Genomic DNA, 21229 nt, shown 5'->3' with positions numbered 1-21229 from the left:
CGTCCGCCAAAATACCGTACTCCGAAAATGCTTACCGCGTGGCCGTGATGTCGCCCGGCCTTTGCGCGAGCAGCCTCTGATAAACGAGACCGATGCCAATGAGAACAAGACCGAGGCCGATAAAGGACAAGGCCCGCATGACGCCTTCCAGATTGGCCAGATCGACGATGAACACCTTCAGGACGGCGAGTACAAGATATACCGCCGAGGCGAGGCGGGCAAAGCGAATATCGCGCACGAGCCCGATGCCGAGGAGCAGAATGCCGGTCATGAGGAGGGCCACGGAATAGCTCCATTGCTCGCCCTGGCTGAAGCCGCGCCAGAAACCCAGTTCCGGCCCCTGGAAGACCCGCCTGATCTGCAAGCCGACATAAGCCATCTGGAGGAGAAGGCCGAGAATGGCCGAGGACCAGGAATAGAGGGGCGGCCGCACGCCCCGTTCCTGGACGGCGAGGAGGAGCGTCAGGATGGCTGGCAGCAGGTAGGCCGGGACCAGGGCGTTGAAGAAGATGCCGCCGGGCACCAGGTCGTCGGTCAGGAGCGGGTTCTCGACAATCAAAAGGCCGCCAGCGGAGAGGCCGATGGAGACGAGCTTGAAGACCAGCGATCCCCAGCGATAGACCGGATCGGTCCGGCGCAGGTCGAGGCGGGTCAGGAGAAGCGCGAAGGCGAGGCTTTCCGTCGCAACGAGGCCCGCCTCCAGAAGCTGGAAACGCGCCGCCAGCGGATCGCCCGCGTTCAGGGCATGGCGGATCTCGAAGAAAACGAGGAATGCCGCGAAGACGATGGCGAGGCTCTCCGACAGCCGGACCACGACATCGCGCCCGCTCCGCTCGAGGAGGCGGCTGGCCTGGAAGAAGGCCAGGGCTGGAACGCCGTAGCCCCAGAGCAGCCAATTGACGAGAATCGGGCCTGGATCGCCATCGACGACCGTCGGGCTCCAGGCCAGCCGCCCGAGGACAATAAGCCCGATGGCACCGACGGCAGAGCGCAGGGCCGGAATGGCGACACGTTGGGCCACCCAGGCAGTCGCCACCGCCGTCAGGGCGAACGCGACGGTCAGCATGCCCTTGTCGAGGGCGAAGGTGAGGCCGAGCGCGAGGGCCGAAAGCGCGGCCGATGCCGTGGCGCCGATGCCGAGACGAAGGTGAGCGGCCGCGCCCTCCGTGCTGCGGCGGAGCCAGACGGTGGCATAAAGGAAGGCCAGGGCGAGAAGGCCGGCCACGAGCGCAAAGGAAAGGCTCCTTTCCAGCTCCGCCACCCGCCAATAGGCCACGACAAGCGCGAGCAGGGGGGCGCAGGTCGCCGTGCCCGCATACCAGGCGGCGGCAGGCAGCCGCAGGCCCTCCCCTCGGAACAGCCGCACGAGCGACGCACCTGCGACCACGGCAGGTGCCACAGCGGCGAAGGCCAGGTAGGTGCCAAGCGCGTCGGGGCGCACCGCGAAGGCGTCGCCCGACTGATAGAACAGGTTCTCCGGGTCCTGGCCGAGCAGGGTCCTGATCGGCCAGACGGCGAGAGTGCCCACGGCGGCAAGGGCGGCCCAGGCGGCCAGCGGTGCTCCGCTCGGGGCGCGGATGCCGGCGGCGGTCAGGACCAGGATGACGGCTGCGACGAAGACCGGCCGCGCATCGCCCGCGGCGACGGCGCTGGCGACGCCCACGCTCCCCGCCGCGAAGGCCAGCAGAGCGATACTCGCGGGCCCGTCGATGACGGCAGCATCGTCGGAGACGTTCCGATAAGGGTCGACGATGAGGAAGAATGCGGCAAAGGCCGACTGGATCGCCAGATGCACCATGGCGGGTAAGGCATTGGCGCTATCGATCAGGAAGATGGGCAGAGTCCAGAGGAGGGCGCCCGTGGCACCTGCCAGCGCGAGCCAGCGCCAGAGGCGCAGCCGTGCGACGCCGTATGCCGGGAGCACGACGAAGGCGAGGTAGATCACCAGGGCCCACGGTTGCGGCTCTTCCGGGGAGACGAGGAAGGGGCTTGCCATGGCGCCGACCAGCCCGAGCGCCGCCAGCGCGGGTCCGTGCAACGTTGCGGCGACCATGGCCAGGACGGCGATGACGCCGAGCAGCCCGAAGGTCATGCCCGGCCCGATCAGGCCATAGAGAGCGTAGGCTGCGTAGGCCGAGGCGAAAGCGGTGCAGGTGCCGGCTGCGGTCAGGACGCTCGGGACGTTCGCGGCGGGAAACCCGGGAAGGGTGATGGACCGTTCCCGGCAGCGCAGCCACTCGCCGGCACCGACGAGGCCGAGGGCGAGGAGGCCGCCGAGAAGGACGCGCATGGCGGGGCTCAGGAGGCCCTCTTCGATGGAATAGCGCACCAGGAAGATGCCCCCGAGTGCCAGCGCGAGGCCGCCGACCCAGACGGCCCAGCGGGTGCCGAGCTTCTCCTCGATTCCACGCTCGCCGGCTTGCGGAGGCGGCGCGGAGGCGATGGCGGGGACAGGCGCGTGCGCAGCCTCGGATTCCGCCGGAACAGGCTCGGCTGCTTCGGCGGGCAATTCCGGCGCCAGGGAGGGCGCTTCGGACACCGGAGGCGCGGCAGGGACAGCCGTCCGCAGGCTCGCTTCGATGGTATCGAGCCTCGCGGTCAGGAGGGCGATGCTGCGCCGCGCCTTGATGGCCAGCACCAGGCCGGTGACCGCGCTGATCGGGAAGGCGAGCGCGAGCAGAACGAGAAGCAGGATCTCGATGTCCAAGGCAAGCCCCCTCGGGTTTCACCACAGGGCGAGCGACGCCTTGTCAACGGAATCGGCTAGCCCCCGTTAAGCTGTAACATGAAGGGCGTACCCTCCATAGCCTCCGCCCCGCGGCCGATCCCGCGCACCGCCTCGACCATCCGCCCCTGCCGCCTCAGGACGTCGTCCGCAAGGGCAACGAACTTGCCGTTGGGAGTCGCCGTGGGCGAGGCGAGGCGCAGGGCTCTCGCGATCTCGGCTTCGTCCCGGTCCGGCGCCAGGGCGCAGGCGGAGATGAACGCCGCGGCCGTCGAGCGGCTGATCCCGGCCCAGCAATGGAAGACGAGGGGGCTCTGCCGCTCCCAGGCCTGGACGAAGGCGAGCAGCCGCTCGATGTGCTCCGCAGCCGGCAGGATATGGCCGTCCATCGGTTCCACGATATCGCTGACGCCGAGAAAGAGGTGCCGCTCCGGCGCAATGGCGGCCGGGCGCTCCACGAGGGAGCCGTCATTGATCAACGTCACCACGTGGCTGGCGCGGGTCTCGGCAACGGTGTCGTGCAGGCGGGAGAGGGGACAGACGTGCAGGGTCGGCATGGCAATGACTCGTGCTTGAAGAGGGCCGGGAGCATAGGGCGGCCTGTTGTCCTCATCGGGGCGGCGTGACCGTGCAGGCGAGAACCTGATCGCGGTAGCGCTCTTCGGCTTCCGAGACCGGCCAGGGTTCGAGAAGATCCTGCAGGGCGCGGGGCATCGGCTCCGGCCGGCCAAAGATCCTGATCGCCTCGTCGCGGGAGAAGCCAGCCAGTCGCGTCGCTTCCAGGAAGGCGGCCTGCCTGTCGGCCCGCTTGATGAAGCGCTTGAGCGCGGGGCTCGGCTCCGCCGGCAGGCCGAAGTGGAGGTGAACGGCCGCAAGAAGCCTGCTTTCCACGGATTTGTAGGCATCGCCGATCACGGCCTTGAAGGGCGAAATGATATCCCCGATCACATATTCCGGCGCATCGTGCAGCAGTACCGCCAGGCGCGTGGACGACACCATGGCGGGGTCGAGCTGGGCGGCGATGGCTTCGACGAGCAGGCTGTGCTGCGCCACCGAGAAGATGTGAGGGCCCTCGGTCTGCCCGTTCCATCGCGCCACGCGGGCGAGCCCGTGGGCGATGTCGTCGAGCTCGACGTCGAGGGGGGAGGGGTTGAGCAGGTCGAGGCGCCTGCCCGACAGCATCCGTTGCCAGACCCTGGCCTCCTTCGCCATCATTGCTTCTCGGCGAGGGCCGCGCATTCCGCATGGCGGAAGCATCCGGTGAGATGATCGTTCACCATGCCGACCGCCTGCATGAAGGCATAGACGATGGTCGGTCCGACGAAGTTGAAGCCTTCGGCCTTGAGGGCCCTGGAGATGCGACGGGACACGTCCGTTTCCGGCTGCACCTCCGAGCGGCTCTTGAGGTCGTTCTGGATCGGTCGCCCGTCGACGAAATCCCACAGGAACTGCGAGAAGCCGCCACGTTCCTGGATGACGAGCCAGGCCCGCGCGCTGGCGACCGTGCTTTCGATCTTGGCGCGGTTGCGGACGATGCCGGGGTCCAGCATCAGCGCCTCCACCTGCGCCTGGTCGAACCGGGCGATCACCGCCGGGTCGAACCCGGCGAAGGCACGGCGAAAATTCTCGCGCTTGCGCAGGATGGTGATCCAGGACAGGCCGGCCTGGAACCCGTCGAGAATGAGTTTCTCGAACAGGGCGCGGTCGTCGTATTCGGGCACTCCCCATTCGGTATCGTGATAGGCGACATAGAAGGGGTCCGCGCCGGGCCACCAGCAGCGCACCTTGTGGTCGGGATGTTGGATCAGTCCGTCGGTCATGCGGATGGTTTAGCTTTGTCGCAGGGAGTCGGGAAGAGCTGCCCGCGACAAAAGGCGGCTCCCGCCGCGGCGGACCGTTTCCTCCCATGTCATTCCGGGACAGCGCCGAGCGCTGGGCCCGGAACCAATAAACACCAGGCTGGAAGGGTGGAGAGCTGAAATATCCTCTGCGCTTGTCCTAAACCGATACAGTTTATGGGTTCCGGGCTCCGCTAGCGCGGTCTTGGAATGACAGGCGTGCGCCCCCGGGTTGACGGCGCCTCTCGGACGGGCACTGTGCGGCCTAGCCCTTCGGCCCGGCGCCCATCATGTCCACGATTTCCGCCATGGCCTGCGACCCGGCATCGGGCTGTCCGCGCAGGCCTTCGCTCACGCCCTTCCGGTCGGCCTCGGGCCGGTTCTGACTGGCCTTCCACTTGCCTTCGATCCGGGTGATCTCGATCTCGATGCCGACAATGCCCTTGAGCTGCGCAGCGACGAAGTCGTCCGGCGCGTCGCCGACGGCCCATGGCTCGGTGAACGGGGCCTCCTGCCGAGAGGTGAGGGCAACGATCTGCCTCATGACCCATGCGGGATCGTCAATCACCGTGATGCGGCCGTAGGCCTGTACGATGACATAGTTCCAGGTCGGCACGACCTTGCCGGTCTCGCGCTTCGTCTCGTACCACGACGGCGTGATGTAGGCGTCCGTACCCTGGAAGACGACGAGAGCCTCCTCGCCCGACTGCACATCGCGCCATTGCGGATTGGCGCGGGAGAGGTGAGCCTGGAGCGTCCCCTGCGGCGAGGCCGCCTCATCGAGGAGGAACGGGATCGGATTGGCGAGAAGGCCGGAGCGTCCCGCCGTCACGAGGAGGCCGAGCGGTTGGGAGCGGATGAACCGGTGCTGGATTTCGAGGTGATCCTCGCGGAAATGCGGCGGCTGATACATGTTCCACCCGTAAGCGTGTCACGGGTGACATAATCGAAAACGGTACGGCTCGACCAATCAATTCTCAGGCGCCGGCGCATCACGCAGAACGATGCGTCGCCGGCGCCGATTGTGAGGGCTTGTCAGGGTTTGGCCCGCAGATGGCGGAGCTTGTCGGCCAGCTCCGTCCACCGATAAGGCTTGCTGATGAAGGATGCGCCATCGGGCAGCCCTTGAGTGGGAATCGTGGAGATCGGGTAGCCGGAGGCGAGCAGGATCTTGATCCCCGGGCGGAGGCGTCTGCATTCCTTGGCGAGTTCGAGCCCATTCATGCCGCGCGGCATCACCACGTCGGAGAACAGAACGTCGATATGCGTATCGCCCCGCAGCACGTTGAGCGCTGCAATGGCATCGGTCGCCGTCAGAACCTCGTAGCCGAGGCTGTCGAAGATCTCGCAGGCGATCTCGAGAACTTCCGGCTCGTCCTCGACGATCAGAACCGTTCCTGCGCTCTGCCTCATCTCGTGATCATCACCCGTCGATTCCGTCGCTTCCTCTTCGCCCTCCTGGGCCGGCAGCAGCATGATCACCGTCGTGCCCTCTCCAGGAGTGCTGTCGATTTCGATATGGCCGCCCGATTGCGTGACGAAGCCATAGACTTGGCTCAACCCGAGACCTGTTCCCTTCCCAACCTCCTTGGTGGTGAAGAACGGCTCGAAGACTCGGGTCGTGAGCTCCGTCGACATACCCTCGCCGGTATCAGAGACGGTGATCCGCACATATTTGCCAGGTTTGAGATCGCCCTTGCCCTTGTCGTTCGCGTTGAGGGTTACGTTGCGTGACGCAATCGTCAGGGTCCCTCCCGCGGGCATCGCGTCGCGCGCATTGATGACAAGGTTGAGGAGGGCGGTCTCGAATTGCGGCCCGTCGACGTTCGCCACGCGAAGATGCGGGTCGAGGGATACCTGGAAGGTCACTGTCTCACCGCAGGCACGGCGGAGAACGGGCTCGAAGCCCTTGATCAAGGTGTTTGGGTTGTTGATCTCGGGCTGAAGCGGCTGGCGGCGCGAGAATGCCAGCAGCTGCTGCGTCAGCTTCGCGCCTCTGTCGGCCGCGCGCTGCGCACTTTCGATCAGGCGGACATCGCGCGGATCGCGGGCGCTGCGGGTCAGAAGATCGAGATTGTTGACGATGATCGTCAGAAGATTGTTGAAGTCGTGCGCGATTCCGCCCGTGAGCTGGCCGACGGCCTCCATCTTCTGCGACTGGAAGAGCGCGGCCTGCGCCTGCGCGAGTGCTTCCTGGGCGTTCTTCCGTTCGGTAATATCGCGGGTGATCTTGGCAAAGCCGACGAGTTTGCCGGTTTCGTCGAAGATCGGGTCGATGACGACACTTGCGAAGAATTTCGTGCCGTCCTTGCGGACGCGCCAGCCTTCACCTTCGAACTTGCCCTGTTCGGCGGCCGTCCTGAGGGCGCGGGCGGGCAGGCCCGTCGCCTTATCCTCATCGGAGTAGAAGCGGGAGAAATGCTCGCCGAGGATTTCGGCTTCCTTGTATCCCTTGAAGCGCTCGGCCCCCGCGTTCCAGCTCACGATATGCCCGGTCGAATCCAGCATATAGATGGCATAATCCGTGATCGACATCAGAAGGAGCTGCAAATGCCCTTCCTCCCGGACCACGGCCCGGGGTAGTGTTACAGAATTCATCGAGCGCTCCCCAATCACGCCACCATCCCTCGCCATGCCCTTCCGGCTTTCGAGGTTTAACCCACGGTAACGCCATCGTGAACCGTTCCGTTCCTTCAAGCGCCTGTGTTTCCCGGATTAGGCTTTCACTTCGCCCGGAAAGGGAAAAGCTGCCCACGGCGCCTTCTCCAGCGAGATGGGGATGCCGCCGGCCCTGATCGGCTCTCCCGCCGCCAGGGCATCGGCCGCCCTGTCGAGACGGATCATCACAAGGCCGCGCCCGTGCGCGCCCGTGCCGGTCCGTCCGAGAATCTTCTCGCCGGCCGTGACCTCGACGCCGGCCTCGGCGGCGAAGCCCCCTTCGTAGACCGCCGGCACGATCCGCGTCCGCGCCGTACCGCGATGCTGCATGCGGGAAACGACTTCCTGGCCGATATAGCAGCCCTTGTCGAAATCGACGCCGTGGAGCTGGTCCATCAGCGCCTCGTGGGGAAAGGCATCGCCGAAGAGAAAATCGCGCCCGCCCTCCGGCACGCCGAGAGCGATACGGCGGGCCTGGTACTCGTCCGTGGAAACGTGAGCGAATTCAGCAGCATCCTCGGCCGCAACGATCGCACGCCAACCAAGATCCGCGAGGCGCGGATCCTCCGAGACGAGGCCTGCCTCCTCGGCAGGAGCGGGAGCGTCCCAGCCGGCGACCACCGCCAGCATCTCGGAACGGTCCTCGATGATGACCTTGGCCCTGAGCTTGTAAAATGTCAGGCGCTTGACCAGATCCGGCGCGAAGACCTTCGTGATGTCGAGGTAATATCCGCCGCCGATGTCCCCGGGCGCTGCGAAGACGATGAAGTCGAACAGGATCTTGCCCTGGGGCGTCAGCAGCGCCCCCAGCCGTGCGCGATGCGGGGAGACCCGGTCCAGGTCGCAGGTGACGAGGTTGTCGAGAAAAGACTTGGCGTCCTCGCCCGAGACCCTTACGACGCCCCTGTCGGTGAGATGGGCTGACGGCATATCCCGCTCCAGTTGCTCTTGTCTGAAGCGTGACATATGCCCGGTTGGCACCAGCCTCAAGAGAAGAGATCGCCATGCCACAGACCTTCGACCTGATCCTCAAGGGCGGCATCGTCGTGAATCACGACGGGCGGGCCGAGCGCGACGTAGGCGTCAGGGACGGCGCCATCGCCGCCATCGGCGATCTGTCCCGTGCCTCGGCGGGGCGCGAAGTGAATTGCAGGGGACTGCACATCCTGCCTGGCGTGATCGATACGCAGGTGCATTTCCGAGAACCTGGCCTCGACCACAAGGAGGATCTCGAATCCGGCTCCCGCTCAGCCGTCATGGGCGGCGTCACGACGGTCTTCGAAATGCCGAACACCGATCCGCAGACCACGAGCCCCGAGGCCCTGGCCGACAAGATCGCGCGCGGGCACCACCGCATGCATTGCGATTTCGCCTTCTGGGTCGGCGGAACCCACGAGAATGCCAAGCATGTGGCCGAACTCGAGCGCCTGCCCGGCGCCGCCGGCATCAAGGTCTTCATGGGCTCGTCGACGGGCTCGCTCCTCGTCGAGGACGACGAGGGCATCGCCGAGATCCTGCGCCGCACCCGCCGCCGGGCCGCCTTCCATTCCGAGGACGAGGCGTTGCTGCGCGCGCGCAAGGATCTCCGGGTCGAAGGCGATCCGAGCTCCCACCCGGTCTGGCGTTCGGCCGAGGTCGCGCTTGCCTGCACGCGGCGCCTGGTGCGGATCGCCAATGACACCGGTGCGCGCATCCATGTTCTCCACGTCACCACGGCGGAGGAGATGGCGCTGCTGAAGGACTGCAAGGATCGGGTCTCGGTGGAGGTGACGCCCCATCACCTGACCCTGGTCGCGCCTGACGATTACGAGCGCCTCGGAACCTATGTGCAGATGAACCCGCCTGTGCGCGACGAACTCCATCGCGCCGCGCTCTGGCAGGGTCTTGACGAGGGTGTCGCCGATATCCTCGGCTCCGACCACGCGCCGCACACGCGGGCCGAGAAGGACAAGTCCTATCCGAATACTCCCTCAGGCATGACCGGCGTGCAGACTCTCGTTCCGATCATGCTCGACCACGTCAATGCGAGTCGGATGACGCTGGAGCGGTTCGTCGACATGACCAGCGCGGGCCCCAAGCGCCTGTTCGGGATCGCCCGGAAGGGCCGCATCGCCGTGGGCTACGATGCGGACTTCACCGTGGTCGACCTCAGGCGCCGCGAGACGATCACCAATGACTGGATCGCCTCCAGGGCCGGGTGGACCCCTTACGACGGCGTTACCGTCACGGGCTGGCCCATCGGCACCATCGTGCGCGGCAACGTCGTGATGTGGGACGGCTCCGTCGAAACGCCCTCGCAAGGCGAGGTCGTGCGCTTCGAGGAGACCCTGGGCGGGTAGATCGTCGTCCCGCCCCCACCGCCATTCCTGGATCCGCTTCGCGGCCACGGAATGACACGAAACCACTCCCTCAAAGAATCTGGTTGGGCGGCGGGCTGACCGGTCGCAGCACCTTTCTTGCGGCATCGACGAAGCAGCGCATCGCCTCAGGTCCGTAGGGATTGTCGAGGACGATGGTGCGGAACAGCTCATCCGTGTCGTGACGCACCATCTCCACCATGTGCCGGAGATGGCCGAAGGACTCGGTCGTCAAGTCGAGAGGCGGCAGCGCCATCGCAGCGGTGACGCGTCCGAGCAGGTGGGTGAGGCCCTGGATATAGGCCATCTGCCGATCGTGGTCGTCGGCCGTCGTTGCGATCACATCGAGGGCGAGATGCCGCCTCAGGAACCGCGTCAGAACCCGGCTTTTCACGGCGGAAGGGCCGCAGACGGCGATCCGAAGGCCCGCAATCCCATGGCGGCCGCTGTGTGGACCGAAGAGGGGATGCGTTCCGACGACAGGCACGGTTTCCGGGAGTTCTTCGGTCAGGATTCTCAAAGGCTCCGTCTTCACGGAACAGACATCGACCACGAGGGTGCCGGGGCGCAGATGCGGCGCGATGGCCCGCGCGACGGCGCGGAGGCTGCGAAGCGGCACAGCCAGGAGGACGACGTCCTGCTGGGCAGCCGTCGGGAGATCCACGGCATCGACTCCCCACGTCCCGCAAAGCGGCTTCAGGTCCCGGCCGGCATCGCAGATCCGGACGTCGAGAAATCGACGAAGATGCGGAATGCAGAATTCGCCGAATGCGCCCACGCCGACGATGGCGAGGCTGCGCCGCCGATGCGGAAGTGCGGCCGGTCCCTTATGGGATGGAGGGTGAATCGAAGGGGGCGTTGACGTGCTCATGCGGTCCTCGGAGAGTTTGACCACCGCAGGGCAGTGCTGAAATGAAAACGCCGCCATGCGGCGGCACCATTTCGACAGAATTGATCGACCCGTGCCGCTTCTATGCAGACGGCCGGTAATAGGAAGTGGCAAAAGGCAGGGTCGTGATCATGCGGGCGATCATCGCCATATCGCGCCGCCGGTCAAGTTTTTTGATGTCACCTGACCTTCCGCGTCAGCCACGCACCCCAGAAGAGGCTGGAGAAGAAGCGTGTCGGCGGCTCGAATCCGGCTTCTGCCAGGAGGTCGGCAACGACGGATTCGGATTGGGGCGGGTCGGCGCCGTTCAGGATCTTGGCAAGCTTCGCATCGGCCTCCTGCGCGGAGGCGCCCTGCATCATCCAGCGCTGCCGCCAGGCTTTGAGCATGAGCGGCTGGCTCTCGTACGCGTAATGATTGCCGGCGAGGACGAAGGCTCCACCCGGCCTCAGGCGCGCGGCGATCGCGGCGAGAATCGCCTTCTTGGCCTGGTCTCCGGGCAGGTGATGCAGCACGCCGATCAGGGTTGCCGCATCGAAGGCCGGATCGTCGGCCAGATCCTCGATGTAGCCGAGATGCAGGGTGGTTCTGTCGAGAAGGCCCGCTGCTTCCAGACGCGTTTTGGCGATCTCGATCATCGGCGGCGCAGGGTCGACGGCAGTGAAGCGCCACTCCGGCTCCAGGGGAGCGATCGACAGCACTTCCTGGGCCGTGCCGGCACCGGCAATCAGGAGGCGAGCTCGCGTTCCTGACCCCAGGGAGGCAGAAAGCATGCAGGCCGTCAGGTCGTGGCAGGCATCATAACCCGCGAGCGCGATGCGGCTCTGCCGGTCATATTCCCCGGCACGGGCGGGGTCGAACTTCTTGGCGCTGTCGACAGCGTTTTCAGACATGATCAGGTACGGGGACGCCATTCCAGCACCCCGGGCGAGCGTCCCGGCGGTAAGGAAGATTGGTGGTTCAGCGCCGAATCTAGTGCTTCAGCGCCATGGAAAAGTTGCCGCTGCGGATCTTGTCGGGGAGGCTGGCCGCATACTCGGCCACCGCCTCCTCGCCATAGGTTGCGACGAGCTCCGCAAAGGCGGCGAAAAGGGCGGCCTGCGCCATGCAGTCACCATCGAGGCCGTCAAGCTCGGCCTCGGCGAAAGCCTCGGTCACGTAGCTCAGGGCGGCCTGCTTGATGGCGCTGAGTTCCGGCAGGTCGGAGAGAAGGACGTCGTTGTCGTTCATGATCCAGGCCCCTTGAAGGGGCGGCACGAGTTCGGTTAGCCCGAATGTAGTCGTCGCACCGGCCCATCGCCAGCATCTCCTTGCAAAGAGGTTAATGCGAGGGGGGAAGCGGCCGAAAAATGTGGATAAATCAGCCCCCGTAGCGGCTGGCGATGTTGCGGGCGAGGGTCTCGCCCTCCCGCAGATAGCGGTTCGAAGCCTCCTGCGCCGAGGCGGTGCAGATCCGATAGGTCAGGGCATAGGCCTGGAAGCCCTTGTTATAGGCCCCCGCCAGCCGCTCCTTGCGCCCGGGCGTGGTGCCTTCCGCGTCGAGCAGGGCCTGCATGCGGGTCTGCCATTCGCCCGAATCCGGTGCCGAGCACAGGGGGCGCAGGAGGGCGAGGGAGCCCATGATCTCGGCGAGACGCAGGAGTTCCTTCTCATAGGGGGCGGGGGGCGGCTCGACCGGCGGGGCGGGCTCGGCCTTCTGTTCCTTTTCCTTCGCCGGTGCCGAGCGCTGCGGCTGAGGTTGCTGCTGCGCCGGGGGGCGTCGCTGCGGCTGCGGGCGATATTGCGGCTGGATCTGAGGCTGGGGACTGACCTCCGGCTGGCGCGGCGGGCCGAACAGCCGCTCGAAGAAGTTCTGCGCATTCGCGGGCGCGGTCGTCGCGAGAATGGCCGCCCCGATCAGGAGTCCCCACCTCATCGCGCCGCGTCCAGCCGTTCGAGGGCGAAGGCCTGTTCCAGAATGGCTGCGAGGCCCGGCGTCATGTTCAGGCCGGCGATGTCCCGTTCCGTGACCCAACGGATTTCCTTTGCTTCCGGACCTGTCCGGGGTTCGCCGGAAACCCAGCGCGCGGCATGGGCGGCGATGACGATATGATGCTTTATACGGCCTTCCGGGTCCCGTTCAATGAATTCCACGGGCGCGATCAGGCCGATCAGCTTGGCCTTAACACCAACTTCCTCATGAAGTTCCCGCAAGGCGGCCTCGGCGAGCGTCTCGCCGGTCTCGACCAGCCCGCCAGGCAGGGAGAACAGGTCCTCGCCAGGCGGTTTGCCACGAGAAGCGAGGAGGATCCGCCCGTTCCGGAACACGGCAACGGAGGCGGCGAGCAACGGACGGCTGGGATAGCGGCGCTCTGCGGTCATTGGGGCAGCCTCATGAGGATGGTGTCTCCTCCGGCACGACATAGCGGGCGCGAGGACGGATCAGGGTGGCCTGGCTGCGCTGCTCGATGGCATGGGCGAGCCATCCGGCCGTCCGCCCGATGGCGAAAAGAGCGAAGGAGGCGCCGAGCGGCAGCCCATAGGCGCGCTCCACCATCACCAGGGCCATGTCGATGCTGGGCCTGTCGCCGGACATGGCTTCGACGGCCTTGAGGGTGGTGGCATCGGCGGCGAGAAGCGGGACGTTCTCCAGCAGGGCGGCGGCGCGGGGGTCGCCATCGGGATAGAGCCGATGCCGGAAGCCGGCAGGAGAGGAGATTCCGGGAGCGTCAAGAAAGGCCCGGACCCGCTCGATCATGCCGCCGTGATAGGGTCCGCTCAGGGCGACGAGGCCTCCGATAACGGCGTTGCGAAGCGACGCGCCGGTGGAGGCTGTGACCCGGACCGCGAAGGCCGAGGCGCTGAGTTCGTGATCGGCGCAGAGGACCAGCGCGCGCCGGATCGCATCGGTGGCGTGCCGTGAGGCATTCCACGCGGATGCCAGGTGGCGGTGGATCGGCTCTGTGCCAGGGTCCGCGCCGCTTCCTGCCGCCGCCATCAGGCGCAGGATCGCCGCGACCTCGGCCGCGCGGGTCTCCTTCGGGGTGGGCGTGGAGAGAAGACGGACCGCCCGTGAGACGAAGGCATGGGGTCCGAGAGCCGGCTGCGTGGGAATGTCCGGTGGAGGTCTGGAAGGATGCCGGAAGGCCGGTTCGTCCAGCCCGCCGATCAGCAGCCGGGCGGTCTCCTCGAGCGTCGCAGTCCGGGCCAGCGTCACCGCGTCCCGTCCACGGTAGAACGGTCGCCCGTCCTTGATCTGGGTGATGCTCGTCTCCAGGACCGGCAGCCCCCAGTCGAGAGCGGTGGCGGCCGCCGCTGCCGGGCGGCGGAAGCGGGTCTTGCGCTCCACCAGAATCTCCACGTCGTCGAGGGCATAGAGCCGCTGGCGCGGATCGTGGGGGGAGGAGAAGGAGCGGATCAGGCCGCGGCTCACATAGGCATAGAGGCTCGCCCGGCTGACGCCGAGGCGGCTGGCGGCGTCTTCCGCCGAGGTAAGGTCAAGCGAGGGCGTGGACATAGGTTGATATGTTGATTCAAGATTGACCGTTTCGCAATCCCGGCGCGAAGCTTGGCTCCGAAAATGGAGATCTCTCATGACGACTGGACTTGACGACGTCATCGCCGCCGAAACGATCCTCAGCCATGTGGATGGGGAGGCAGGGCGCCTGATCGTCCGCGGCCACGATCTGGAGGAGCTGGCGGGACGGGTCTCTTTCGAAGATGCGGTCGCGATGCTCTGGGACGGACTCGTGCCGCTCCCCGGAGATCCGCGCGCCGCCCTCGGACAGGCCCGGGCCCGGGCCTTTGCGCATCTCTCGCCGCTGGCGCGCCACCTGCATGGACTCAGTCCGGTGGAGGGCATGCGCCTCCTGCTCGCGGCGCTGCCGGACGCGGAGACGGACCATGCGACCCTCGCCGTCGGCGCTGCGGCCGTCGCGGCGGCCATGGCGGTGCGCGGCGCGCAGGGTCTCCCGCCTCTCGCTCCCGATCCCGCGGCCGGCCATGCGGCCGATCTTCTGCGCATGCTGCGCGGCGAGGCCTCCGATGCCAGCGAGGCGAAGGCGCTCGATACCTATCTCGTCACCATCCTGGACCACGGCCTCAACGCGTCGACCTTCACGGCCCGGGTCGTCGCCTCCACGGAGGCGGGACTGCTCTCGGCCGTGGTGGCGGGTCTCTGCGCCCTGAAGGGTCCTCTGCATGGCGGTGCACCGGGGCCCGTGCTCGACATGCTCGACGCCATCGGCAGCGCCGACAAGGCCGAGGAGTGGCTCGATGCCGCCATCGCCCGCAACGAGCGTCTCATGGGCTTCGGCCACCGGGTCTACAAGGTGCGCGACCCGCGTGCGGATGTGCTCAAAGGCGCCGTGGCGCGCCTCAAAGGACGGGACAACCGCATCGCCTTCGCGGAAGTGGTGGAAGCGGCGGCGCTGAACGTGCTCGCCCGCCGGAAGCCGGGGCGGCGGCTCGACACCAACGTGGAGTTCTACACGGCGCTGCTGCTCGAGGCGCTGGGCATTCAGCGCGAGGGCTTCACGCCCCTCTTCGGGGCGGGCCGCGCCGCCGGATGGGTGGCTCATGCGGTCGAACAGTCCAGGACCGGCCGGATAATCCGGCCCCAGTCCCGCTATCTCGGACCTTGGCCGGCGGAAGCCGCGTAGACGAACGGCCGGGGCGCGATCATTCCTGCGGGGCCGGGAGGCCGATGCGCTCCAGAACCGTCTCGGTGAGCGTCGCGCAGCGCGCTCCGGCGAACGGAAAGGCATCGACGAGCGCAGAAGAGAGCGTCTCGTCGAGCGCCCTCCTGAGAAGGCGCCGCGCGCGATGCAGCCGGGTCTTGACCGTCTCGGGACGCAGGCCGAGCTGCGAGGCGGTCTCCTCGACGCTCATCTCCTCGATGTCCCGCAGCACGAAGACGACGCGGAACGGATCAGGCAGCCGGTCGACGGCCTGCTCGAGAAGGCGGCGGACCTCCGATCGTGCCGCTTCGGCTTCCGGGTCACCGTCTCTGCGGGCTGCGGGAAAAACGATCACGCGGGACTCTCCCTGCTCGTCGATCCGGTCGAGATGCGTCAAGTCGACCTTGGGGCGTCGGTTCCGGAGGCGGCCGAGCGCCTCGTTGAGGGCGATGCGCGTCAGCCATGTCGAGAGGCGCGCGTCACCCCGGAAGTCGCCGAGATGGGTGAAGGCGCGCACATACGTCTCCTGAACCACGTCCTCGGCTTCGCTGTCGTCGTGCAGCACGCTGCGCGCGACGCGGAAGAGGCGCCGGTTGTGCCGCTGCATGATCAGGCGGAAGGCGGCGCTGTCGCGGAGCCGGGCCCGCTCGACCAGCGCCATGTCCCCGAGATCGTCCAGCCGTGATGCGGCGACCGCTGCGTGCTGCATGGCAAGCTCCCTTCCTGCCCATTGGATGGGCGAGGCGGACAAAGGTTCCCGGCAGTCGGGAGGATCATGTCACGTGCGGCGCACCACGCCGCGACGCACGATGTCGTCCACGGATGGGAACGCCTGGAGCGCCTCCGCCGGAATCGGCTCCCCGCTGCCGCCCGCCCGTGACGAGACGCCTTCCGCCGGAGTTTGACCCGGGCGTCCCACCACGATCCGCCCGACCATGCCGGCATGCTCGTGCGGGATGCAGAAGTAATCATAGACCCCCTCGATCGTCAGCGTGACCGAAAAGCTCTCGTCCGGCAGAAGATAGTCCGAATTCCAGGGGATGGCGCGGTCGGGGATCCGGAGCGGCCTCTCGGAATTCTGCGGGTGATAGGCGGTGGCGGTGTGGGAGTTTCCCGGATCGCGATTGACCCACCGCACCGTCTGGCCGGGCTGGATGACGATGCCGACCGGATCGAACCATACCTGAGAGCCGTCGGCATTGCCCCGCATCGCGATCTCGACTGGGTCGCCCGTGCTCCCTGACACCCGCCGGACGGAGAGGGGCGCGGCGAGGATGACCCCGCCGATCCCCAGGATATGGCGCCGGGACAGCATCATTTCGCCACCGACGCCTCTCCGGTCTTCGGCACATGCCACAGCACCACATGGGCGTGGGGCTTCTCGACCCCCGGATGGCCGGCATTGTAATAGACGTCCACATGGTCGACCGTGCCGCCGGGCGCGGCGAGGTCGTCGAACTTCTTGTCCTTGTTGGTCAGATCCTCGATGGGAAGCATGTAGATCGTGCTGACCAGTTTGCCGCCATGGTCGTAGGCCAGGAACGGGCCGGCCGGCAGGGTCTTGGGGTCGACATAGAGCTGGCCGAGCCCGGGCAGGAAATCGGGCAGCTTCACGAGTTCGCTGACCTTCTTGTACGCCCCCGTGGGCGGCGCCTTCTCGACCTGGTCGGCCGCGAGAGCAGGCAGGGCGAAAACCGCGAGTCCGGCAGCGACGGCGAAACGGAAAAGCATGATGTCATCCTCTCTTGTGCCAGGCGACAAGCCCGGCATGTCCGATTGGATGAAGCTTCCCCGGGAAGGTTCCCGGCTTTCCGCATTCAGGGGTTTGAGGCGGGGCGTCTCTGGCGCGCCGTGCGGAGAACCGGGTCGAGTTTTCCGCAGAATGCGCCGGCTTAGGAGATGAGCATCGGATCCGGTCCCAAAAGCGGGTCCACCTATGGGTCCGATGCCCTAGACGTGCTGCCCGCCATTGATGTGCAGTTCCGCGCCGTTCACGTAGGACGAGGCGTCAGTGCACAGGAAGTAGATGGCCTTCGCGACTTCGTCGGGCGTGCCGAGGCGGCGCATCGGGATCTGCTCAACGATCTTCTCCGTGCCGGGGGACAGGATCGCGGTGTCGATCTCGCCGGGCGAAATGGCATTCACCCGGACGCCGAGGGGCCCGAAATCGGCGGCCATCTCGCGGGTCAGGGAGGCCAGGGCCGCCTTCGACGTGGCATAGGCTGCGCCCGCGAAAGGATGGACCCGGGACCCGGCAATGGACGTGACGTTGACGATGGAGCCCTTCGCCGTTGTCAGCTCGTCCATGAGGCCGCGGGCGAGCATGATCGAGGCGAAGAAGTTCACCTGGAACACCTGCACCCAGTCCTCATAGGATGTGTTGAGCGTTCCCAGTCGCGAGCCGCCGGGCCCTTTCGGCGAGATGCCGGCATTGTTGACGAGCGCGTGCAGCACGCCGCCTTCGGCGGCCAACCGCCCCTTCACGTCGGCAATGGCCCGGCGCGTGTCGTCGGCGTCGGCGAGATTGACCTGGAGATGGTCCTCGGGACCCATTTCCCAGGGACAGTTCTCGGGAAAGGCGTGGCGGGAGCAGGTGATGACCCGCCAGCCCGCCGCCGAGAAGCGCTTCACGGTGGCATGCCCGATGCCGCGGCTGGCGCCGGTCAGCAGCATGATGCGACGGGAATTGGAGGACGATGTGGGCATGGGCGACCTGTCTGGCTGGGGCGCGGACCCTATCCTGTGGAACGCCTGGGGTCCATGGTCATATTCTAATCGTCATTCCTGGGCGCCGCAGGCGAACCCGGAACCCATAAGCATCAATGTCTCTGAATAGGGAGCCACGATGGCAGTTGCTCTTCGTCCGGCATCGTCAGCGCTGATGGATTCCGGGTCTGGTCCCTTGGACCATCCCGGAATGACGGTGGCATTTTACCCCCGCATGTCTGGAAAGGTCACGGATACAACCTCGTTTTGCGCCAGCCCTCGCCCTCGCGGGTGAAGACGACGCGGTCGTGGAGGCGGAAGGGCTTGTCCTGCCAGAACTCGATGGAGACCGGGGCGATGCGGAAACCCGTCCAGTAGGGCGGGCGCGGCACCTCGCCGAGGGCGTATTTCGCCGCGTTCACGGCCACCGCCTTTTCCAGGGCGAAGCGGCTCTCCAGCGGGCGCGATTGCTGGCTCGCCCAGGCGCCGATGCGGCTGTCGCGGGCCCGGCTTTGGAAATAGGCATCGGCCTCGGCATCGCTGACGACGGTCACCGATCCGCGGGCCCGGACCTGGCGCCGCAGGCTCTTCCAGTGCAGCACGAGGGCGGCCTTCTTCTGGCCGAGGAGCTCGCGGCCCTTGTTCGATTCCGTGTTGGTGTAGAACACGAAGCCGTTCTCGTCGAAACCCTTCAACAGCACCATCCGCACGTTGGGAAGGCCGTCCGCATCGACGGTTGCGAGCGCCATGGCGTTCGGATCGTTCGGCTCGGTGCGCGTGGCCTCGTCGAGCCAGGTCTGAATGAGGGCCCAGGGCTCGTCGACTTCGGTGAAGTCACCGCTTTTTAACTGATTCAAGGCTTTATCCTGATCTGTGACCAATTCGTTCCAGGGAGGCCGACGCCGCATGAGGGCCGATGCGCGCCGTTATAGATCAGACGCTGTCCTGAGCGAAGCTTTGAAAATGGCGATTGTCGTGCTGATGGCCCTGTCGACCAGCGCCTGCAGCTTCACCTATGGCCTCGTCGGCTATCAGGAGGAGGAGCCGCAGGCGACCGGGTCGATTGCGAGGACGTCCGTCTCGCCCCTGTCGGCCGACCTCAACGAGGAGGATTGGCGCCGGGCGAAGGCGGCTCTCGCCGTTGCGCTCGACCCGCAGGGGGCCGGCACCCAGGTCAGCTGGGACAATCCCGACACGGCCCACAAAGGCACGTTCTCTCCGTCCAGTACGCCCTTCGTCAGGAACGACGAAATCTGCCGCTCCTTCTCGGCGCATCTCGCGGCCGCGACGGTCGCATCCTTCGACGGCACGGCCTGCCGCCCCTCCGGCGGCGATTGGGCGATCAAGGACCTGAAGCCCGCGAAGACCGCGAAGAGTTAGGCGCCCTGGGCCACCGTGGCCGTTGCAAACGGGCAACACTTTCCCATATGGTCGTTTGAGCCGGTGGGCGGCTGCTCCTGCGCCCGACCGCCCCCCATTCAATGGCTGATGGAATTCACGATGCGTAACCCCTACGAGATTCTCGGCGTGCCCCGCACGGCCAGCGAAGCGGACATCAAGAAGGCGTTCCGCAAGCTCGCCAAGACCTACCATCCAGACCGCAACAAGGACGATCCCAAGGCGAAGGACAAATTCGCGGAGCTGAACTCCGCCTATGAGATCCTTGGCGATGCGGAGAAGCGCGGCCAGTTCGACCGCGGCGAGATCGATGCGGAGGGAAAGCCACGGTTCCAGGGTTTCGAAGGGTTCGGCGGCGGCCGTGGCGGCGGCGGGCCCCGCGCGGAGGATTTCGCCGGCTTCAATTTCGGCGCCGGCGGGCCTTTCGGCGGACGCCGGAGCGCCCGTGGCGCCGATACGAACGACGACATCTTTTCCCATCTGTTCGGCGAGGCCTTCCGCTCCGCCTCCGAGAGCGGGCGCCGGGGACGCGCCAGGCCGCAGCAGAAGGGCGAGGACGTCAATGCGACCCTGACAGTGACCCTCGAGGAGGTTGCCGGCGAGGCCAAGAAGCGCCTCAGGCTTCCCACGGGTCGGGATGTGGATGTGGTGATTCCCAAGGGCGTGGCCGACGGGCAGGTGATCCGCCTGCGCGGCCTGGGCCAGGGCGCTCCGGGCATCGATCCGGGCGACGCCCTTCTCACCATCCGGATCGCGCCGCATGAGCGTTTTACCGCCGAAGGCTCAAACCTGCGCCTCAGGCTCCCCATCGAGATCGAGGAGGCCGTCCTCGGCGGCACGCTCCGCGTGCCGACGCTGACCGGCGCCGTGGAGATGTCGATCCCGCCCCTGACCAATTCGGGCCGCACCTTCCGCCTGCGCGGCAAGGGGCTGCCGACCAAGAGCGGGTCGGGCGATCTTCTCGCGACCGTCGAGATCAAGTTGCCCGAGGTCGTGGACGAGGACCTGATGGACTATGCCCGCAAGCGCCGCTCCGCCAAGGCGAGTTAGCGGCCGGGCCCCCGGCTCGGGGCATTTGCCGGGGTGAAGTCCGCGAGGACACTTCCCCCTGGACACGGTGTCGGTTAAAGAAGCCATCGTTTCGACGTGTCCAGCGACGTTTTAAGGTGATTCATGGCAGAGACAACGGCGCCCGGCATCTTGGCCGGAAAGCGCGGCTTGATCATGGGGGTTGCGAACAACCGGTCGATCGCCTGGGGCATCGCACAGGCGGCCCGCAAGCATGGGGCCGATCTGGCCTTCACCTACCAGGGCGAGGCTCTGAAGAAGAGGGTCGAGCCCCTGGCGAAGGAGCTGGACGCGGCCGTCGTCGGCCATTGCGACGTGACGGACGGCGCGTCCATCGACGCGGTGTTCGACGAAGTCCGGAAGCTCTGGGGCTCCATCGACTTCGTGGTGCATTGCATCGCCTTCTCGGACAAGGACGAGCTGACCGGACGCTACGTGGAGACGAGCGAGGACAATTTCTCCAAGTCGCTGCTGATCTCCTGCTATTCCTTCACGGCCATCGCCCAGCGCGCCGAGAAGCTGATGGCCAAGGGCGGTTCGCTTCTCACGCTGACCTATTACGGCGCCGAGAAATGGATGCCCCATTACAATGTGATGGGCGTCGCCAAGGCCGCGCTCGAGGCTTCCGTCCGCTACCTGGCGGCGGATCTCGGCCCGCAGAACATCCGCGTCAATGCGATCTCCGCCGGCCCGATCAAGACGCTGGCCGCCTCCGGGATCGGCGATTTCCGCTACATCCTGAAGTGGAACGAGTACAATTCGCCCCTGCGGCGCACGGTGACCACCGAGGAGGTCGGCGAAACGGCGGCCTACCTGGTTTCCGACATGGCGCGCGGCATGACCGGCGAGATCCTGCATGTGGACGCAGGCTATCACGTGGTCGGCATGAAGAATCCCGAGGCGCCGGACCTTTCTCTCGATAAAGACTGATC

The 21229-nt window shown here is 66.4% G+C and carries 23 protein-coding genes; 5 read left to right on the top strand and 18 right to left on the bottom strand.

Annotated elements, in window-relative coordinates:
* Positions 1 to 31: 31 nt before the first annotated feature.
* From AC522E_RS14110 to ygfZ, 7 genes are all read right to left on the bottom strand, one after another.
* Positions 32 to 2707 carry a DUF2339 domain-containing protein gene (locus AC522E_RS14110; protein ID WP_500746890.1) on the bottom strand — a complete coding sequence of 892 codons (2676 nt, stop codon included), beginning with the start codon at positions 2705 to 2707 and terminating at the stop codon, positions 32 to 34.
* Positions 2708 to 2763: 56 nt separating this feature from the next.
* Complete coding sequence (locus tag AC522E_RS14105) at positions 2764 to 3282, bottom strand: tyrosine phosphatase family protein (RefSeq protein ID WP_500746889.1); 519 nt, start codon at positions 3280 to 3282, stop codon at positions 2764 to 2766.
* 52 nt (positions 3283 to 3334) lie between these two features.
* Positions 3335 to 3937, bottom strand: a complete 603-nt coding sequence (locus tag AC522E_RS14100) for a YfbR-like 5'-deoxynucleotidase (protein WP_500750698.1) — start codon at positions 3935 to 3937, stop codon at positions 3335 to 3337.
* Positions 3937 to 4545 (bottom strand): DNA-3-methyladenine glycosylase I, encoded by a 609-nt coding sequence (locus AC522E_RS14095; RefSeq protein WP_500746888.1) that lies wholly within the window; start codon positions 4543 to 4545, stop codon positions 3937 to 3939. Before AC522E_RS14095 ends, AC522E_RS14100 begins: the two co-directional genes overlap by 1 nt.
* Positions 4546 to 4828: 283 nt before the next feature.
* Complete coding sequence (locus tag AC522E_RS14090) at positions 4829 to 5476, bottom strand: FMN-binding negative transcriptional regulator (RefSeq protein ID WP_500746887.1); 648 nt, start codon at positions 5474 to 5476, stop codon at positions 4829 to 4831.
* 122 nt (positions 5477 to 5598) lie between these two features.
* Positions 5599 to 7161 carry a PAS domain-containing hybrid sensor histidine kinase/response regulator family protein gene (locus tag AC522E_RS14085; protein WP_500746886.1) on the bottom strand — a complete coding sequence of 521 codons (1563 nt, stop codon included), beginning with the start codon at positions 7159 to 7161 and terminating at the stop codon, positions 5599 to 5601.
* A gap of 117 nt (positions 7162 to 7278) precedes the next feature.
* Positions 7279 to 8151 (bottom strand): CAF17-like 4Fe-4S cluster assembly/insertion protein YgfZ, encoded by an 873-nt coding sequence (gene ygfZ, locus AC522E_RS14080; protein WP_500746885.1) that lies wholly within the window; start codon positions 8149 to 8151, stop codon positions 7279 to 7281.
* 74 nt (positions 8152 to 8225) lie between these two features.
* Between ygfZ and AC522E_RS14075 the strand changes: the two genes are divergently transcribed.
* Positions 8226 to 9560, top strand: coding sequence for a dihydroorotase (locus tag AC522E_RS14075; RefSeq protein WP_500746884.1), 1335 nt, complete (start codon positions 8226 to 8228; stop codon positions 9558 to 9560).
* Positions 9561 to 9630: 70 nt separating this feature from the next.
* Here the strand turns inward: AC522E_RS14075 and AC522E_RS14070 are convergent, their stop codons facing one another.
* The 6 genes from AC522E_RS14070 to AC522E_RS14045 form a co-directional block, all read right to left on the bottom strand.
* Positions 9631 to 10449, bottom strand: a complete 819-nt coding sequence (locus AC522E_RS14070; protein WP_500746883.1) for a prephenate dehydrogenase/arogenate dehydrogenase family protein — start codon at positions 10447 to 10449, stop codon at positions 9631 to 9633.
* A 197-nt stretch (positions 10450 to 10646) separates the two neighbouring features.
* Positions 10647 to 11360: a class I SAM-dependent methyltransferase gene (locus AC522E_RS14065; protein ID WP_500746882.1), complete on the bottom strand. Its 714-nt coding sequence runs from the start codon at positions 11358 to 11360 to the stop codon at positions 10647 to 10649.
* A 79-nt stretch (positions 11361 to 11439) separates the two neighbouring features.
* A complete protein-coding gene (locus AC522E_RS14060) occupies positions 11440 to 11697 on the bottom strand; it encodes a hypothetical protein (protein WP_500746881.1) in 258 nt (85 codons plus the stop codon).
* 130 nt (positions 11698 to 11827) lie between these two features.
* Positions 11828 to 12382 carry a TIGR02301 family protein gene (locus AC522E_RS14055; protein WP_500746880.1) on the bottom strand — a complete coding sequence of 185 codons (555 nt, stop codon included), beginning with the start codon at positions 12380 to 12382 and terminating at the stop codon, positions 11828 to 11830.
* Positions 12379 to 12828: an NUDIX hydrolase gene (locus AC522E_RS14050; RefSeq protein ID WP_500746879.1), complete on the bottom strand. Its 450-nt coding sequence runs from the start codon at positions 12826 to 12828 to the stop codon at positions 12379 to 12381. Before AC522E_RS14050 ends, AC522E_RS14055 begins: the two co-directional genes overlap by 4 nt.
* Before the next feature lie 10 nt (positions 12829 to 12838).
* Complete coding sequence (locus tag AC522E_RS14045; protein ID WP_500746878.1) at positions 12839 to 13963, bottom strand: citrate synthase family protein; 1125 nt, start codon at positions 13961 to 13963, stop codon at positions 12839 to 12841.
* A 76-nt stretch (positions 13964 to 14039) separates the two neighbouring features.
* Between AC522E_RS14045 and AC522E_RS14040 the strand changes: the two genes are divergently transcribed.
* Complete coding sequence (locus AC522E_RS14040) at positions 14040 to 15107, top strand: citrate synthase/methylcitrate synthase (RefSeq protein WP_500746877.1); 1068 nt, start codon at positions 14040 to 14042, stop codon at positions 15105 to 15107.
* Between the two features lie 19 nt (positions 15108 to 15126).
* Here the strand turns inward: AC522E_RS14040 and AC522E_RS14035 are convergent, their stop codons facing one another.
* From AC522E_RS14035 to pdxH, 5 genes are all read right to left on the bottom strand, one after another.
* Entirely contained in the window at positions 15127 to 15834 is a 708-nt protein-coding gene (locus AC522E_RS14035; RefSeq protein ID WP_500746876.1) for an RNA polymerase sigma factor, read from the bottom strand.
* A gap of 69 nt (positions 15835 to 15903) precedes the next feature.
* Positions 15904 to 16443 (bottom strand): plastocyanin/azurin family copper-binding protein, encoded by a 540-nt coding sequence (locus tag AC522E_RS14030; protein WP_500746875.1) that lies wholly within the window; start codon positions 16441 to 16443, stop codon positions 15904 to 15906.
* Positions 16440 to 16856 carry a DUF5602 domain-containing protein gene (locus tag AC522E_RS14025; protein WP_500746874.1) on the bottom strand — a complete coding sequence of 139 codons (417 nt, stop codon included), beginning with the start codon at positions 16854 to 16856 and terminating at the stop codon, positions 16440 to 16442. The genes AC522E_RS14030 and AC522E_RS14025 overlap by 4 nt, the downstream gene beginning before the upstream one ends.
* 219 nt (positions 16857 to 17075) lie before the next feature.
* Positions 17076 to 17798 carry an SDR family NAD(P)-dependent oxidoreductase gene (locus tag AC522E_RS14020; RefSeq protein ID WP_500750697.1) on the bottom strand — a complete coding sequence of 241 codons (723 nt, stop codon included), beginning with the start codon at positions 17796 to 17798 and terminating at the stop codon, positions 17076 to 17078.
* A 281-nt stretch (positions 17799 to 18079) separates the two neighbouring features.
* Positions 18080 to 18739 carry a pyridoxamine 5'-phosphate oxidase gene (pdxH, locus tag AC522E_RS14015; RefSeq protein WP_500746873.1) on the bottom strand — a complete coding sequence of 220 codons (660 nt, stop codon included), beginning with the start codon at positions 18737 to 18739 and terminating at the stop codon, positions 18080 to 18082.
* 55 nt (positions 18740 to 18794) lie between these two features.
* Here pdxH and AC522E_RS14010 point away from each other — a divergent pair, with 55 nt between their 5' ends.
* The 3 genes from AC522E_RS14010 to fabI all read left to right on the top strand — a co-directional run bounded on the left by AC522E_RS14010 (position 18795) and on the right by fabI (position 21227).
* Positions 18795 to 19211 carry an RT0821/Lpp0805 family surface protein gene (locus AC522E_RS14010; protein ID WP_500746872.1) on the top strand — a complete coding sequence of 139 codons (417 nt, stop codon included), beginning with the start codon at positions 18795 to 18797 and terminating at the stop codon, positions 19209 to 19211.
* Between the two features lie 120 nt (positions 19212 to 19331).
* Positions 19332 to 20279 carry a DnaJ C-terminal domain-containing protein gene (locus AC522E_RS14005; protein WP_500746871.1) on the top strand — a complete coding sequence of 316 codons (948 nt, stop codon included), beginning with the start codon at positions 19332 to 19334 and terminating at the stop codon, positions 20277 to 20279.
* Between the two features lie 123 nt (positions 20280 to 20402).
* Positions 20403 to 21227, top strand: a complete 825-nt coding sequence (fabI, locus tag AC522E_RS14000; protein ID WP_500746870.1) for an enoyl-ACP reductase FabI — start codon at positions 20403 to 20405, stop codon at positions 21225 to 21227.
* Positions 21228 to 21229: the final 2 nt, after the last annotated feature.

Source organism: Microvirga sp. BF8 (assembly GCF_059888585.1).
The sequence above is the reverse complement of the archived record's forward strand: the minus strand, read 5'-3'. Positions and strand labels throughout refer to the sequence as shown.